Genomic DNA, 15457 nt, shown 5'->3' with positions numbered 1-15457 from the left:
TATTGAGGTGAGATGATGAAACGATTTTGTACATCAGGACCTGTTGATAAGAATACTTGTTATTATATAGAAAGACCAGAATTGATGAAAGAGGCATTAGACCATATAGAAAATTGGAGATACTTTACAGTATCAGCACCAAGACAAACGGGAAAAACAACATTTTTAAATGATATAGTGGAAAAGACAAAAGATAAATATTTACCTATATTTATATCTTTTGAAAGTTATTCCAGTAAAGATCAAAATCAATTTTTAAAAACATTTATAAAAGATATAGAAGATGATATTGAATATAGACATAACATAAAGGTTAAATTAAAAACCCCCGAGGAAATTGATGAAATAAGGCTTGTATTAGAAGATTTATACAACAAAACAGGAAAAGAAATTATACTAATGATAGATGAGTTTGAGAAATTTAATAATGAAGAATTAATGAATGAATTTTTACATGTTATAAGAAATGTGTATCATAAAAAGATGTTATATAAACTCAGAAGTGTAATATTAATCAGTGTAAGTTATTTAAGTGGAATATTAGAAGATAATGCAAGTCCATTTAATATAGCAGAGCATATGGAAGTGCCATATTTTACAAAAGAACAAGTGTATGATTTGTTAAACCAACATGAAAAAGAAACAGGACAGATATTTGATAATAAAGTGAAAGAGCTAATTTGGGAAAATGCAGGCGGACAACCAGGATTAACCAATGCATTGGCATATGATTTAGTAGAAAAAAAAGCAAAAGATAAACAAATAATAACAAAAGAATATTTTGAAAAAACATTAAATGATTTTATGTATGTATATATAAATAAAAATATATCAAATATAATATCAAAAGCAGAAAAAGAAAAAGAATTAATAATAAAAATATTATTTGAACCAGAAAGTGTAAAATTTGTAATATATGATGAAAGAATAAAATTCCTATATTTAAATGGTGTGATAGATAATTGTGAAGGGAAATGTTGTGTGAAAGTACCATTGTATTACAAAGCATTATATGCAAAATTCAAACCACAAATAAATGGTGAAAAGAATTATATGGCAACGTTAAAAGATACAGTAAGGGAATATATAAAAAAAGATGGAAGCTTGGATTTAAATAAATTATTAGAAAGATATACGAAGTATATAAAACAAAGAGGAGCAATAATGTTTAAAGGAAGGAATTATTATGAAGGAGTATATCAATATAATTTAGATCAATTTCTGAGTTTATATATTGAAGCAGGAGAAGGAAAAGTATATCCAGAAACACAAGTAGGTGGGGGAAGAATAGACTTATTAATAAACTTTAATAATAAAGAGTATTTAATAGAAGTAAAAGCAGATATAACGGGAAATGAATATGAAAAAGCGAAAAAACAAATAATTGAATATTTAAAAAGAAAAGATTTGAATGAAGGATGGTTAGTAATATATTCAAATAGTATAGATGATTTTGATTATTTATTAGAAGATAAAGAGGGGATAAAAATTCATATTTGGTTTATTAAAACTAATTTTGAAAGTCCTTCCAAGATTAATTAAAATATAATATATTATGAATATCCAGGAAAGGGGATAGGTTATGGGTAAAAAGAAGATGCCAGGGTGGTTAAAGGTTGTTATTATTGTTATTGTAGCTATTATTTTATATTTCCCAGGAGTGATTTTATTTGGAACACTTACAGACTATAAACCAAAAGATGTAGAAAAAATAAACGTTGAGAGTTATACAGACGAAATTGCACCAGATGAACTAGTACTTTTTAATTGGAATATTGGATATGCTGGATTAGGAAAGTATGAAGATTTCTTTATGGATGGTGGAACAGGATCAGTGCCTGATAAAGAACATGTTAGAAAATATCTTGAAGGTATAGCAAATACATTAAAAGAAAATCCTGCAGATATATATCTAATTCAAGAAATTGATATTAATAGTCATAGAAGTCATAATATTAATGAATTAGAATATTTAAAAAATAATGTTTTTGAGAATAGTTATAATATAGCATTTGCTATTAATTATAATGTTTCGTTTGTTCCAGTTCCTTTTTCAAAACCAATGGGTAAGGTATTATCAGGATTAACTACTATTTCTAAATATAAAATTGAAGAAGCAAAAAGATTAAAATTACCAGGAGAATATAGTTGGCCAACTAAAGTTTTTCAATTAGATAGATGTATAATATTAACCAGAATACCAACAAATAAAGGAAAAGATCTTGTTATTTTAAATATCCATCCTAGCGCATATGATTCAGGTGGAACTTTAAGAAAACAACAATTAGAATTTATTTTAAATACAGCAAAAAAAGAATATGAAAAAGGAAATTATGTGATTATAGGTGGAGATTGGAATAGCGAATTTACAAAGATAAATTTCGATTATACAGAAAAAAAACCAGAAAGTTATGTTGAATTACCAAAAGATTTAAAAATTGATGGTTGGAAATGGGCTGTTGATAGTTCCAATCCAACCAATAGATCAGTCGCTTTTGCTTATGAAAAAGGAAAAAACTTCGTTACTGTTATTGACGGATTTTATGTTTCACCAAATATTGATATTGAATATGTAAAAACATTAAATTATGAATTTGAAAATTCTGATCATAATCCTGTAAAGTTAAAGATTAGATTGAAATAATCTGATTGCAACAGAAATTGGAGTGCTTTGCTCCTATTGACATGGAAAGCAAGCACTCCAATTTATTAAATTAATTATATATTATTTTTATTTTATAATCAAAACATCATCTATATCTTTTCTTTTATATTTTGGTTTTGGATCTATGGAATATCCTATAGGCAAAATCACTTCAAGTTTATATTCTTTTGATAAGTTAATATAGTTAGATATTTCATTAAAATTTGAAGGTGTATATGTAACTGTAGCTAATCCTTTTTCTTCCAATGCTAATAATAAATAACCTATTGAAATCCACACTGATTCTTTTGAAAAAGGTGACTTCATATTAGAATATACAAATAATAAATATGGCGCTTCAGATAAAAAAGGCTTTTCCCATGAAAATCCCATTTTATCCAACCATTCTCTTAATTCCCCTTTTGAATTATCATAAAATGTTTTTTCACCTTTTTCGCATATTTTTCTTATTTCTTTTTTTCTATTATCATCCTTAATCAAAACATATAACCACGGTTGATCATTTTTACCTGATGGAGCTTCTTTGGCAACTTCTATAGCGTATTTTATATCTTCAAAACTTGGCATTTTGCTATCAAATTTTCTTACTGTTTTTCTTTTTTTAGCTAATTCTAATAAATTCATAATTTCACCTCAATATCATATTTGATATTATAATCATTCTCATATACTGCCTTTTTAGCTAACTCATCTGCCATATCATTAAACTCATCTCCAGAATGTGATTTTATTTTATTAAACTTCACTTGAAAAAATTTAGAATAATAATCATACTGTTTTTTATAGTATTTTGTCAATTCTGTGTTTGTTTTCCATAACCCCAATGCCCATTTTTCAATTCCCTGATAATCATAATTTATTTCAACACACTTTAAATTTTCTTTTTTCGCATATTCTAATGCTAGTAAAACAGCAAATATTTCACCAGATATATTTCTATGTTTTAAAAATTTCTCATTTATATAACCTTTCCAATATTTTTCCACTTTATTTTCTTTAACGACAACAAATCCAGCTCCAAATTTTTTCAATTTTTGATCATAACTACCATCTACATATATTTTTATACAATTTTCGCTATCTTCTTCATATGCAGTTTCTTCTTCTAATATTTTTTCGTTAAAAATCTCAAGAAATTTATGAGCTTTTTCAATATTTGTAGTTTCCATTATTTTTAATTTCGTTGGTTCATAATTTTTATTGTAGTACATCTGCACTTTCAAATAGTCTTTGTCTTTCTTTATATAATATACTTCCTGATATTGATGATGTTCTACACCTATTATTTCAAATTGTTTTTCTAAAATTCTTTCTCTAAATGCAAGATATAATTCTCTCAATATAGTGTTTGAAAAGTTTAAATTATATGAAATTTTTATTTTTTCTTTTACTGTAAAATCTTTTTCTATTTTTAATTTTTTCTGTGAAAAAATTTTAAAAGGTAAATCTTTAATATATATCCTCTCCTTAGCTCTGGTTATTGAAGTATACAACCATTGAAAATATTCTTTTGTTTTTGGTGAATTATAATAATATGGATCTACAAAAACATTTTTCCATTCGCCGCCCTGGGCTTTATGTGTAGTTACTGCATAGCCATATTTAACATGCAAGGCGTTAAAATATGGATGAGAATCTAATTGTTGAATTACAAATTCTATTGGTAATCCTGTTTTTTTATACATATCGTCTATACAAAAACTATATAATGCTTTTTTTAAATTAATATCTATATCTGCAGTTTTTGAAAACAATGAGTTCGCTAATACTTTAAATAGAATAGTTTCACTAGAAAATACATTTTCTAATTTTAAATCATAAAATTCTAAAATTATATGTTCTTTTTTTCCTATAAAGGCATCTTTTTTTTCATGGTTTAATATATCAATTATTTTGAAAAATTCTCCATTAAATATGTTTATTTCATTATAATATACATTTTTTGTATTTAATAATATATCTCCTATTTCAATATTATTTTTATAGCCCAAAAATTTTCTAATTTCTTGATTATATTTTAATGCTTTTTCATTTGTTGAGGTTATTATAATATCTTTCCCTGGCTCAGAATAATTATATTTTTCAATTAATTTATCAGTTTTTATAAAATCATTATTATATTCAAATTTTAAATTTATAAACTTTTTTTTATCTATATGATTTTTTATTGTATTTGCATTTTTTAATATATAGCTCTCTTCTTTTTGTCTAACGATTTCATTGAGTATTATTTTTTCACCTTTTAAATTATAATTTTTTTCAAGATATTCTCTATTTAAAGCTGGAGAAAAATTAGAATTAACCGGCGGAAGTTGATATTCATCACCTAAGAATATAATTTTATTGTTATTACCAGATTTAATATAATCAATTAAATCTGAAAGTAATTTACCACTACCAAAAATGAGATTTTCATCTGATTGTGGTGTATCTGATATCATTGAGCTTTCATCGACTATAAAAATGGTGTTATCCCATGATGAATCTTTTAATTTAAAATATATTTTTATTTCATCTTTATCAAGGTTTATTTCTTTATCAAAAAAACTGTAAACCTCACTATGAATTGTTTTTGTTTTAAATTTAGATTTTTCATGAAGGATTTTTGCAGCTCTTCCTGTAGGAGCTAATATTACAAAATTTCTATGTTTTCTATATAAATATCTTGCATATTGAGAAATTAAAAATGTTTTTCCTGTACCAGCGCTACCCTGAACTATTAAAAAATCTAACGTGTTGAAGAGAAAACTATCCAATTCGTTAGATAAATATTCTTGATCTTTAGTTAATTTAAAATTATATAAGAAGTTTATAAACATATTCACACCCTAATCTTATAATTTTTATTTATATTATATCATAACCCATCCTTCATTCTTTGTAAATTCTATAAGTTTTATATCTCCACTTTTGAAAAAAAAGGATGGTGATTTCACCATCCTTTTCCTATATCATTTCTATAATATATTCCATCAAAAGTTATATTTTTTATAGACAAATATGCTTTTTCTCTTGCTTCTTTATATGTTTCTCCAACTTCAACTACCGATAACACTCTTCCACCATTGGTTAAAAGTTTTCTATTTTCTAATTTTGTACCCGCTTGAAATACCAGTGATTCAGTATTAATATTTATTTCTTTTCCTTTTTCATATTTCAAAGGATAACCTTCTGACGCAGCTACAATACAACATGAAACTTTGTTTTTCCACTTGATTTCTATTTCATCAAGTTTTTCATCTATGATATGTTCAAAAATTTCTAACAAATCACTTTCTAAAAGCAGTAACATCGCTTGAGTTTCTGGATCTCCAAATCTTATATTATATTCTAATAAATAGGGTTCTTCATTTACTATCATTAATCCAATAAAAATTATTCCTTTGTAATTTAATCCTTCTTTAACTATTCCACTTATTGTTGGAATTATTATTTTATTTTCTATTTTTTTTACTAAACTATTTTTATATTCTGGATGAGGTGATATTGCCCCCATACCTCCCGTATTAGGTCCTTTTTCACCATCATATATTTTTTTATGATCCTTTGCTGTTTGAAAAATTTTATAATTGTATCCATCAAAAAGCACGAATACTGACATTTCATAACCATTTAAATATTCTTCGACTACAATATTTTTACCAGCTCCAACAAATATATCTTTTTCCATAAAATCATAAAGTGCATTTTCAGCCTCTTTTATATTTTGAGCTATTATTACACCTTTACCAGCAGCAAGTCCATCCGCTTTAATTACTAATGGATATTTTGCATTTTTTATATATTCATTCGCTTCTTTTATATTGTTAAAAAACTGATATTCCGCCGTTTGAACACCATATTTTTTTGCAAAGTTTTTTGCATATATTTTACTGCCTTCAAGTTTAGATGCTTCTTTATCTGGACCTATTATCTTTAAATTATTTTTTTTAAATTCATCTACTATTCCTTCTACAAGATATTTCTCCGGACCAACAATCGTTAACTCTATATTGTTTTTCTTTGCAAAATTTACAATCTCATCTATATTATCAATATATACATTTTCACATTTTTTTTCAACAGCCGTTCCACCATTTCCCGGTATACAATATATTTTATCTATTTTCGGGTTTTGAGATATTTTCCAAGCAATAGCGTGTTCTCTTCCACCATTCCCTATTACAGCCACCTTCATTTTCTCACCTCATTAATGTTTAAAATGCCTCATATTTGTAAATATCATGGAAATCCCCAATTCATTAGCTGCATTTATGGAATCTTCATCTCTAATAGAACCACCAGGTTGAATTATAGCTTTTATATTGTATTTTCCCGCTTTTCTTACAACATCATCAAATGGAAAAAAGGCATCTGATGCAAGAACTACTCCATCTTTAGCTCTATCAAGAGCATCTATAGCTGCCCATATTCTATTTGGTTGTCCAGATCCTATACCTTTAGCCATTTTTCCATTTGAAACCACTATTGCATTTGATTTTGCATGCTTTACAACTTTAAATGCAAATATCATATCTTCTATTAAGTATTCTGCTACTGGACCATTTGTTACTATTTTCAACGATTCAAATAATTTCAAATCTCTTTCTTGAACCAATATTCCACCATCTACTGAAGAGTATTCTAATTTTTGAGAAGGATTAGTTTTTGCTTTTATAATTCTTAAATTTTTCTTTTTTCTCAATATTTCAATTGCTTCTTCTTCAAACTCTGGAGCTATAATAACTTCTAAAAATATCTTTTTCATCTCCTTAGCTGTTTCTGCAGTGACTTTATGATTAAAGGCTACAATCCCTCCAAATATAGAAATTGGATCGCATTCATATGCTTTTTTATATGCTTCTAAATTATCTCTTCCCACAGCAACACCACATGGAGTTTGATGTTTTACAGCACAACATACTTTTTCATCGAATTCGTTAACTACTTTCCACGCCATATCTATATCCTTAAAATTGTTATAGGATAATTCCTTTCCGTTTAATTGTTCAAAATCTTTAAATAATCCTTTTTCCAATGCATTTTCATAATATACTGCTTTTTGATGCGGATTTTCACCATATCTTAATTCATTTCTTTTCTTAAGCGGTAATGCCATATATTCTGGAAATTCTTTATTTATTAATTTATTAAAATAAGAAGAAATTACTGAATCATAATATGCGGTAAAATTAAATGCTTTTGCAGCAAGATATAGTTTCGTTTCAAAATCAAAATTATTTATTTTTTCTATTATTAAGTCAATATCATCTGGATCTACTAATATTATTGTGTTTTCAAAATTTTTTGCCGCTGCTCTAATCAATGTTGGGCCGCCTATATCGATAAACTCTATTAATTCCTTTAATTCAAGATTTTCATTTAATTTTTCCTCAAAGGGGTATAGATTTACATATACAAAATCTATTTTTTTAATATTCAATTTTTCTAAAGTTTTTTTATCTTTTTCTGTATTTCTGGATAATATACCTCCATGTATTTTTGGGTGTAATGTTTTTACCCTTCCATCAAGTATTTCAGGAAATTCTGTTATTTCTTCCACTTTAATTACTTTAATACCATGTTCTTCTAAATATTTTGCTGTATTGCCTGTAGATAGTATTTCATATTCATTATTCACCAATACTTTTGCTAATTTTTCTATATGGTCTTTATTATATGCGGAAATAAGCGCTCTTTTCATCATTACCTCCTCATAATTTTTATATTGATATTGTAAGCCTTCTTATTACTTTATCTATTACTTTAGGATATAATCTATGTTCTAATTTATGAATTTTTTCTTCTAACGTTTCTAATGTATCTTCTGGCTCAATCTTTACAACTTCTTGAGTAATTATTTTTCCACCATCAAGTTCATTATTTACATAATGTACTGTAACTCCAGTATACTTTACACCATATTCAAATGCCTGTTTAATAGCATTTAATCCTTTGAAAGCAGGTAATAAGGAAGGATGTATATTCAATATCCTTCCTGAAAAATATTCAACTATATATTCTGGCAGTATTTTCATATAGCCTGCCAAAGCTATTAAATCGGGTTCTTCTTTCTTCAAATATTCAAAAAGTTTTTTATTATAACTCTCCCTCTCCCTAAAGTATTTATAGTTTATTAATTCATAATCTATGTTTAATTTGATAGCTCTTTGTAAAGCATATGCATCTCTATTTTCGCTTATTAATTTTATTTCATATCTATTTCTTAATTTTCTAACTATTGCTTCAAAGTTGGACCCATTCCCAGATGCTAAAACTATCAGTTTTTTCTTCATATTATCGCCTTCCTAATAATAAATTCTTACCTTTTTATCTCCACTTCCTATTTTTCCCAATTCAATTATTTCTTCTTCTGGTAATAATTCTTTTATTTTATCTAAATTATTTTGATCTAATATATAAATCATTCCTATACCCATATTAAATACTCTAAATGCCTCTTTTATAGAAACACCTGCATTTAATATTTCTTTAAATACATCATTAAATTTCCAATTAACATAGATTTCAGCACTTAATCCATCTGGTATTACACGCGAAAGATTCTCTGCTATTCCACCACCAGTAATATGAGCAGCTGCATGAATATAATCTTTTATTGCAAGTGTTTGGTTAACCATTATTTTAGTAGGGGCAATTATTTTTTCTGAAAACTTTAACGTTCCTTCATTCAACAAACTTCTAACCAAAGAATATCCATTCGAGTGTATCCCGTTTGATTTTAATCCTATTATTATATCTCCTTCTTTTACTTTATTTTTTCCAAGCACTTTTGCTTTTTCAACTATTCCAACTCCAAATCCTGCTACATCAACTCTATTGCTTACTAAAAGTCCAGGTAACTCAGCAGTTTCGCCTCCTATTAATTTGCAATTAACTTCTTCCAATGTGTTTATTAAATGATTCAAAAATGCTGCTCCATCTTTGCTATTTAATTTTCCAGTAGCATAATAATCTAAGAAAAACAACGGTTTTGCTCCCACACAAACTAAATCATTTAAAACCATTCCTACTAAATCTTGTGCAACAATATCCCATCTTTTTCTTTCTTCTAATAAAACCATTTTTGTTCCAACACCATCAGTGCTGGCAACTAAAAGTGGATTTTCATAATCTTCGATGATCTCATTCAATGAAAAAACTCCAGCATACATGTCAGCATTATCATTTAATTTTTCTTTGATATTTGAAATCATTTTATTTGCTTCGTCTATATTTACTCCACTTTTTTTATAATCCATTCCTTTCACCTCTCATAAAACAATGAAAACAATAATCATTATAATCTTCCATAAGTAATTTTCTTATTCCATCTAATGAAATGTAACCGATAGAATCTGCATTAAATTCTTCTTTCATTTCTTCAATTGTTAAATTAGCTGCTATTAATTCTTCAGTAGTAGGTATGTCAACACCCCAATGGCATGCATTAAGCACTTTAGGACTTGCTATCCTCACATGTACTTCTTTAGCTCCTGCACTTTTTATCATATTTACTATTTTTTTCATTGTTGTACCTCTTACTATTGAATCATCTACAAGAATAACTCTTTTATTTTTTATTACATGTGATATTGGTGGAAGTTTCCTTCTTACTCCAATTTCCCTATCTCTTTGATTTGGATTAATAAATGTTCTTCCCACATATCTATTTCTCATTAAACCCATTTCAATAGGAATTTTACTTTCCTTTGAATATCCCAATGCAGCAGAGAACCCGCTATCAAGTACAGGAACAACTATGTCAGCCTCAACAGGATTCTCTTTTGCACATAACTTTCCTAAATTTTCTCTCATTAAATGTACATTTTTACCAAAAACATTTGAATCAGGTCTGGCAAAATAAATATGTTCAAAAAAACAATATCTTTTTTCCGAATTTCCAATGTTATACTTTCTTATTCCATCTCTCGAAAATTCTATAGCTTCTCCTGGTAACACTTCATAGATATTATTAAGATCTGGATCTAAAAAATTAAATCCACTATCTTCAGAGGACATAAAATATCCTTTTTCAGAAATATAATAATATAATGGTCTATATCCGTATTTATCTCTAATTGCAATTATTCTATCTTTAAAAAGCAATAATAATGAATATGATGGTGATACATTTTCAAATATTGTTTTAGCTATATTTTCAAGAGTCCATTCACTTATGTTTTTTCTCATTTGTTTTATCAAAATATGCAAAATTAACTCTGTATCACTTTCTGTTAAAAATATTGTTCCTCTTTCTTCCAACATTTGTCTTAAATCTTCTGCATTTTCTATCTGTCCATTATGCGCAATAGCAAAATGTTCATTTTTAAATCTTACATGGAATGGTTGAGAATTTTGAATTTCCGATTTCCCTTTTGTGGAATATCTTACATGCCCTATTGCCTGCGAACTATTCAATTTTTTCATTATTCCATTATTAAAAACATCAACAACCATTCCCATCTTTTTATATACTTTCACTTCTTCATCTGATATATAGGCTACACCTGCTGATTCCTGACCTCGATGCTGTAAAGCTATTAACCCCTCAACAACATAAGGAATAGCATTTTCATTATTTTTAAAATAAGCACCGTATACACCACACTCTTCCATTAACATTTTTATTCCTCCATATAATTTTGTATGGAATTATAGTAAATATCCTTCAATTCCTCAAAATCAAATTTTTCAAATCCTAAATTAAATCCATAATCTGCCGGCATTACTTCGCCAATGTTTTTGAATTCTATATTTTTGTCTTTTAATATATTTTCTAATATTCTTGCCTTTTCACTTGAAACTGTTAATATAAATCTCGATTGATTTTCACCAAACAAATCTTCAAGCGTATTACCTAAATCTCCTTTAAACCCTTTATTGCCATTCAATGCTGATTCTAAAACTGCAATAGTAATTCCACCTTTTGAAACATCATGAATTGAATTAACAACTTTATTTTCTATTAAATCAAAAATCACATTATATAGCTTTAATTCAAATTTTGGATCTACCTTATCTATTTCTCCACCAATGAAATTATTTAAAATCCTTTGGTATATACTTCCACCAATTCTTTCTCTATCTAAATTCACCTTTCCAATTAGATAAACTTTATCTGTTGGATTTTTAAAAGTCATATCCATTATTTTGTTTATATCTATTTCTCCGATCATACCAATCACAGGTGTTGGCAATATTGCCATATTTTCTGATTCATTATAGAAACTAACATTACCTCCTGTAACTGGAATATTCAAAGTTTTACATGCTTCTGATATTCCTTCGATACTCTTTTCAAATTGCCACATTACCATGTCATCTTCAGGATTACCAAAATTCATATTATCTGTAACACCTAACGGTTTTGCTCCTACTGAAACAAGATTTCTTGCAGCTTCAAAAACTATATTTTTACTTCCTTCATATGGATCAATATAGGAATATAACCCATTTCCATCTATAGTAACAGCTACCCCTTTATTTGTATCTTTAATCCACACAACTGAAGCATCAGCTTTTCCAGGAACCATCAATGTGTTAGTTCCAACTTTATAATCATATTGTTCAAAAATCCATGATTTATTAACAACATTAATATCCTTTAACACCTTATAAAAAGCTGTTTTTAAATCTATTGCCATTTCAAATTTTTTGTTTTTTATTTCTTTTATATATGTAGGTTCTTTAGTAGGTCTATACATCGAAGGAGCATCAACAAGTGAAGATATAGGCATTTCGGAAAGGATATTGTCATTTTTCATTATTCTAATATTTTCACCATTTATTGTTTTACCTATTACTGCATAGTCTAAAAAATATTTTTTTGCAATTTTTTCTATTTCTTTCTCTTCACCAGGTTCTACCAAAAATAACATTCTTTCTTGAGATTCTGATAATAATATTTCCCATGGTTCCATATTTTCTTCTCTTAAAGGAACTTTATCCATATATAATTCACATCCAAGATTTCCTTTAAAGGACATCTCAGAAGATGAACTTAAAATCCCAGCCGCACCCATATCTTGACAGGCTAATACACCTTTTAATTTCAATATTTCAAGAGTTGCTTCAATGAGATTTTTTTCAGAAAAAGGATCTCCAACCTGAACAGATGGTCTATCATCTTTTCCTGATAACTCTTTTGAAGCAAAAGATGCACCGTGAATTCCATCTCTCCCTGTTTTAGAGCCTACATAAACGTATAATTTATTAGCTTCATTTGCTTTTGAGGAAGCTAATTCTTCTGTTTTTGCAAGACCAACACACATTACATTTACAAGAGGATTAGTATTGTAACTTTCATCAAAAAATGTTTCGCCTGCAACTGTAGGAACACCTATAGAATTACCATAACCACTAATTCCAGAAACAACGCCTTCAAAGATATTTTTTGATTTAATATCTTTTCCAAAACGCAAAGAATCAAGTAAAGCTACCGGCCTTGCTCCCATTGCCAATACATCTCTAACTATCCCACCAATACCTGTTGCAGCACCTTGATATGGCTCAACAGCACTTGGATGATTATGACTTTCCACTTTAAAAACCACCGCATAATCATCTATAATTACATAACCTGCATTTTCATTCTCTATGCTTTTTGGTAATCTTTTAAGTAATTCCTTTGAATGTTTATAACCACAATGTTCAGACCATTGTGCAGAATACATATATACTTCTAAATCATTTGGTTCTCTATTTAAATCTTTTTTTATTTTTTCATATTCAAAATCTTTTAATCCTAATTCTAGATATAAATTATTCATTTTCTAAAGCCCTCCTGATTGATAGTAAAATTTCTAATCCATCACCATTACCTAATGTTTTTAATGAATTCCTTTCAGGGTGTGGCATCATTCCTAAAACATTAAATTTCTCATTATATATTCCCGCTATATTTCCTATAGAACCATTGGGATTATCCACATATTCAAAAGCTATTAAATTATTTTCTTTCAAATAATCATAATCTTCAATATAGTAATTTCCTTCTGCATGAGCAATTGGAATTGTTAAACTTTCTTTTTTTATATGTTTTGCAAAAGGAGTTTCTTTATTAATAACTTTTACATCTACATCTTTGCATATAAATTTCAAAGTTTTATTCTTAGTTAATGCTCCTTTTAACAAACCAGCTTCTGTTAATATTTGAAATCCGTTACAAATTCCCAATACCAATCCTCTATCTTCTTCTACATATCTCTCTACTTCTTTCATTACAGGTGAAAATTTTGCTAATGCTCCTGCTCTTAAATAATCACCATATGAAAAACCACCTGGTATAAATACTAAATTATATTTTTTTATATTCTCAAAATCATGCCAGATATATTCAACATCAAAACCTGCCATTTTTAATGCAAATTCAGCATCTCTATCACAATTCGTTCCCGGAAAAACTATTATTCCTGCTTTTATCATGCTTCTATCTCCTTTAATAATTTCAATTCATAATTTTCTAAAACTGGATTTATTAAAGATTTATAGGTTATTTCCTCTGCTAACTCTTCTGCATTTTTTTCATTTTCCGCTTCAATTTCAAAGGTTATTAATTTTCCAAATTTAACGTTTTCTATAGGATATTTCAATCTTTTCAATACTTTTTGTGTAGCTAATCCTTGTGGATCCAAAATTCCATTTTTTAATGTTATTAATGCTTCGAATACAAATTTTCTCATATTTCAACCCTCCTCAAAAATTCAGAATATTTATCTATTAAATCTCCTTTATCTTCTCTATATACATCTTTATCAAGTGACTCCATAGTTTCTTTATCCCAAAATCTACAGGTATCTGGCGAAATTTCATCTGCTAAATAAACTTTTCCATTACTAATACCAAATTCCAACTTATAATCAACAAGAATAATATTTTTTGACTCCAAAAATTGTGAAAGAATATCATTTATTTTTAAAGCATAATATTCTATTTTATTTAAAACTTTTTCTTCTACCAATTTTAAAGATAACACCACATTTCTACATATCATAGGATCTCCAAGATCATCATCTTTTAATGAATATTCAACAATTGGTTTTTCAAGTTTTATTCCTTTTTCAATCCCATATCTTCTACAAAAACTTCCAGCTGTATAATTTCTGACTATAACTTCAAGAGGTATAATTTTAACTTTTTTTGCAAGAAAAGAATTTTCGTCTATATCTGATATCATATGAGTTGGAATTCCTTTTTCCTCAAGCATTTCAAAGAAAAATGTCGTTATTTTTTTATTGATTCTGCCTTTACCTATAATTGAATCTTTTTTTTCGCCATTAAATGCTGTAACATCATCTTTGAAATAAATCACAACTTCATCAGGAGCTTTTTCATATATTTTTTTTGCCTTTCCCTCATATAACAAATTCAAATTTTTAATATTCATCATTTCCCCTCCAAATCTAAAATTCTTTTTGCAAAATATGCAGCATTTTTCATTCCGTGATTTCCTATTCCCATCGTTCCAACTGGAACACCTTTAGGCATTTGAACAATAGAAAGAAGTGCATCAATCCCATTAAGAGGTCCAACATCACGAGGCACACCAATTACAGGAAGGGAAGTTAAGGAAGCAACAACGCCAGGAAGGGCAGCAGCAAGGCCTGCAACAGCAATTACAACTTTAAATTCTGAAGAAAGATTCTTCATATACTCTGTCAATTCAAGAAGATTCCTATGAGCGCTAAATATCCTGAATTCATACTCCACATTCCACTCATCAAACAGATTTAAAGCTTGTTTAACGAATTCTTTATCAGATTCACTACCTGCAATAATAAGTACTTTTGACATAATCTACCTCCTTCAAGT

Annotated in this window: 14 protein-coding genes; 2 read left to right on the top strand and 12 right to left on the bottom strand. The window is 27.6% G+C overall.

Annotated elements, in window-relative coordinates; genetic code table 11:
- The first annotated feature begins 15 nt into the window (after positions 1-15).
- Positions 16-1542 carry an AAA-like domain-containing protein gene (locus tag JRV97_RS10180; protein WP_280998550.1) on the top strand — a complete coding sequence of 509 codons (1527 nt, stop codon included), beginning with the start codon at positions 16-18 and terminating at the stop codon, positions 1540-1542.
- 40 nt (positions 1543-1582) lie between these two features.
- Positions 1583-2644 carry an endonuclease/exonuclease/phosphatase family protein gene (locus JRV97_RS10175; protein ID WP_280998549.1) on the top strand — a complete coding sequence of 354 codons (1062 nt, stop codon included), beginning with the start codon at positions 1583-1585 and terminating at the stop codon, positions 2642-2644.
- Between the two features lie 87 nt (positions 2645-2731).
- Here the strand turns inward: JRV97_RS10175 and JRV97_RS10170 are convergent, their stop codons facing one another.
- The 12 genes from JRV97_RS10170 to JRV97_RS10115 form a co-directional block, all read right to left on the bottom strand.
- On the bottom strand, positions 2732-3289 hold the full coding sequence (locus JRV97_RS10170; RefSeq protein ID WP_280998548.1) for a nitroreductase family protein: 558 nt from the start codon (positions 3287-3289) through the stop codon (positions 2732-2734).
- A complete protein-coding gene (locus tag JRV97_RS10165) occupies positions 3286-5484 on the bottom strand; it encodes an AAA family ATPase (RefSeq protein WP_280998547.1) in 2199 nt (732 codons plus the stop codon). The genes JRV97_RS10170 and JRV97_RS10165 overlap by 4 nt, the downstream gene beginning before the upstream one ends.
- Positions 5485-5597: 113 nt before the next feature.
- Positions 5598-6842: a phosphoribosylamine--glycine ligase gene (purD, locus tag JRV97_RS10160; RefSeq protein ID WP_280998546.1), complete on the bottom strand. Its 1245-nt coding sequence runs from the start codon at positions 6840-6842 to the stop codon at positions 5598-5600.
- Positions 6843-6854: 12 nt separating this feature from the next.
- On the bottom strand, positions 6855-8351 hold the full coding sequence (gene purH / locus JRV97_RS10155; RefSeq protein WP_407081548.1) for a bifunctional phosphoribosylaminoimidazolecarboxamide formyltransferase/IMP cyclohydrolase: 1497 nt from the start codon (positions 8349-8351) through the stop codon (positions 6855-6857).
- Positions 8352-8367: 16 nt separating this feature from the next.
- On the bottom strand, positions 8368-8940 hold the full coding sequence (purN, locus tag JRV97_RS10150) for a phosphoribosylglycinamide formyltransferase (RefSeq protein WP_280998544.1): 573 nt from the start codon (positions 8938-8940) through the stop codon (positions 8368-8370).
- 12 nt (positions 8941-8952) lie between these two features.
- A complete protein-coding gene (purM, locus tag JRV97_RS10145) occupies positions 8953-9906 on the bottom strand; it encodes a phosphoribosylformylglycinamidine cyclo-ligase (protein ID WP_280998543.1) in 954 nt (317 codons plus the stop codon).
- Complete coding sequence (purF, locus tag JRV97_RS10140; protein WP_280998542.1) at positions 9896-11269, bottom strand: amidophosphoribosyltransferase; 1374 nt, start codon at positions 11267-11269, stop codon at positions 9896-9898. The genes purM and purF overlap by 11 nt, the downstream gene beginning before the upstream one ends.
- 2 nt (positions 11270-11271) lie before the next feature.
- Positions 11272-13416 (bottom strand): phosphoribosylformylglycinamidine synthase subunit PurL, encoded by a 2145-nt coding sequence (purL, locus tag JRV97_RS10135; RefSeq protein WP_280998541.1) that lies wholly within the window; start codon positions 13414-13416, stop codon positions 11272-11274.
- Positions 13409-14068 carry a phosphoribosylformylglycinamidine synthase subunit PurQ gene (purQ, locus tag JRV97_RS10130; protein ID WP_407081594.1) on the bottom strand — a complete coding sequence of 220 codons (660 nt, stop codon included), beginning with the start codon at positions 14066-14068 and terminating at the stop codon, positions 13409-13411. Before purQ ends, purL begins: the two co-directional genes overlap by 8 nt.
- Positions 14068-14328, bottom strand: a complete 261-nt coding sequence (gene purS, locus JRV97_RS10125) for a phosphoribosylformylglycinamidine synthase subunit PurS (RefSeq protein ID WP_280998539.1) — start codon at positions 14326-14328, stop codon at positions 14068-14070. The genes purQ and purS overlap by 1 nt, the downstream gene beginning before the upstream one ends.
- The gene (gene purC, locus JRV97_RS10120; protein WP_280998538.1) at positions 14325-15032 is read right to left on the bottom strand and encodes a phosphoribosylaminoimidazolesuccinocarboxamide synthase; all 708 of its coding nucleotides are present in this window, start codon (positions 15030-15032) and stop codon (positions 14325-14327) included. The genes purS and purC overlap by 4 nt, the downstream gene beginning before the upstream one ends.
- The gene (locus JRV97_RS10115; RefSeq protein WP_280998537.1) at positions 15032-15439 is read right to left on the bottom strand and encodes a 5-(carboxyamino)imidazole ribonucleotide mutase; all 408 of its coding nucleotides are present in this window, start codon (positions 15437-15439) and stop codon (positions 15032-15034) included. The genes purC and JRV97_RS10115 overlap by 1 nt, the downstream gene beginning before the upstream one ends.
- Positions 15440-15457: the final 18 nt, after the last annotated feature.

Origin of the sequence: Marinitoga aeolica, from assembly GCF_029910535.1 — a bacterium.
Lineage (GTDB): Bacteria > Thermotogota > Thermotogae > Petrotogales > Petrotogaceae > Marinitoga > Marinitoga aeolica.
Note: the sequence above shows the minus strand (reverse complement) of the source record. Positions and strands in the feature narration are given on the sequence as shown.

Coding starts and splice junctions, on each gene's coding strand:
- JRV97_RS10180 (WP_280998550.1), top strand. CDS start 16: ATGAAACGATTTTGTACATCAGGACCTGTTGATAAGAATACTTGTTAT.
- JRV97_RS10175 (WP_280998549.1), top strand. CDS start 1,583: ATGGGTAAAAAGAAGATGCCAGGGTGGTTAAAGGTTGTTATTATTGTT.
- JRV97_RS10170 (WP_280998548.1), bottom strand. CDS start 3,289: ATGAATTTATTAGAATTAGCTAAAAAAAGAAAAACAGTAAGAAAATTT.
- JRV97_RS10165 (WP_280998547.1), bottom strand. CDS start 5,484: ATGTTTATAAACTTCTTATATAATTTTAAATTAACTAAAGATCAAGAA.
- purD (WP_280998546.1), bottom strand. CDS start 6,842: ATGAAGGTGGCTGTAATAGGGAATGGTGGAAGAGAACACGCTATTGCT.
- purH (WP_407081548.1), bottom strand. CDS start 8,351: ATGATGAAAAGAGCGCTTATTTCCGCATATAATAAAGACCATATAGAA.
- purN (WP_280998544.1), bottom strand. CDS start 8,940: ATGAAGAAAAAACTGATAGTTTTAGCATCTGGGAATGGGTCCAACTTT.
- purM (WP_280998543.1), bottom strand. CDS start 9,906: ATGGATTATAAAAAAAGTGGAGTAAATATAGACGAAGCAAATAAAATG.
- purF (WP_280998542.1), bottom strand. CDS start 11,269: ATGTTAATGGAAGAGTGTGGTGTATACGGTGCTTATTTTAAAAATAAT.
- purL (WP_280998541.1), bottom strand. CDS start 13,416: ATGAATAATTTATATCTAGAATTAGGATTAAAAGATTTTGAATATGAA.
- purS (WP_280998539.1), bottom strand. CDS start 14,328: ATGAGAAAATTTGTATTCGAAGCATTAATAACATTAAAAAATGGAATT.
- purC (WP_280998538.1), bottom strand. CDS start 15,032: ATGAATATTAAAAATTTGAATTTGTTATATGAGGGAAAGGCAAAAAAA.
- JRV97_RS10115 (WP_280998537.1), bottom strand. CDS start 15,439: ATGTCAAAAGTACTTATTATTGCAGGTAGTGAATCTGATAAAGAATTC.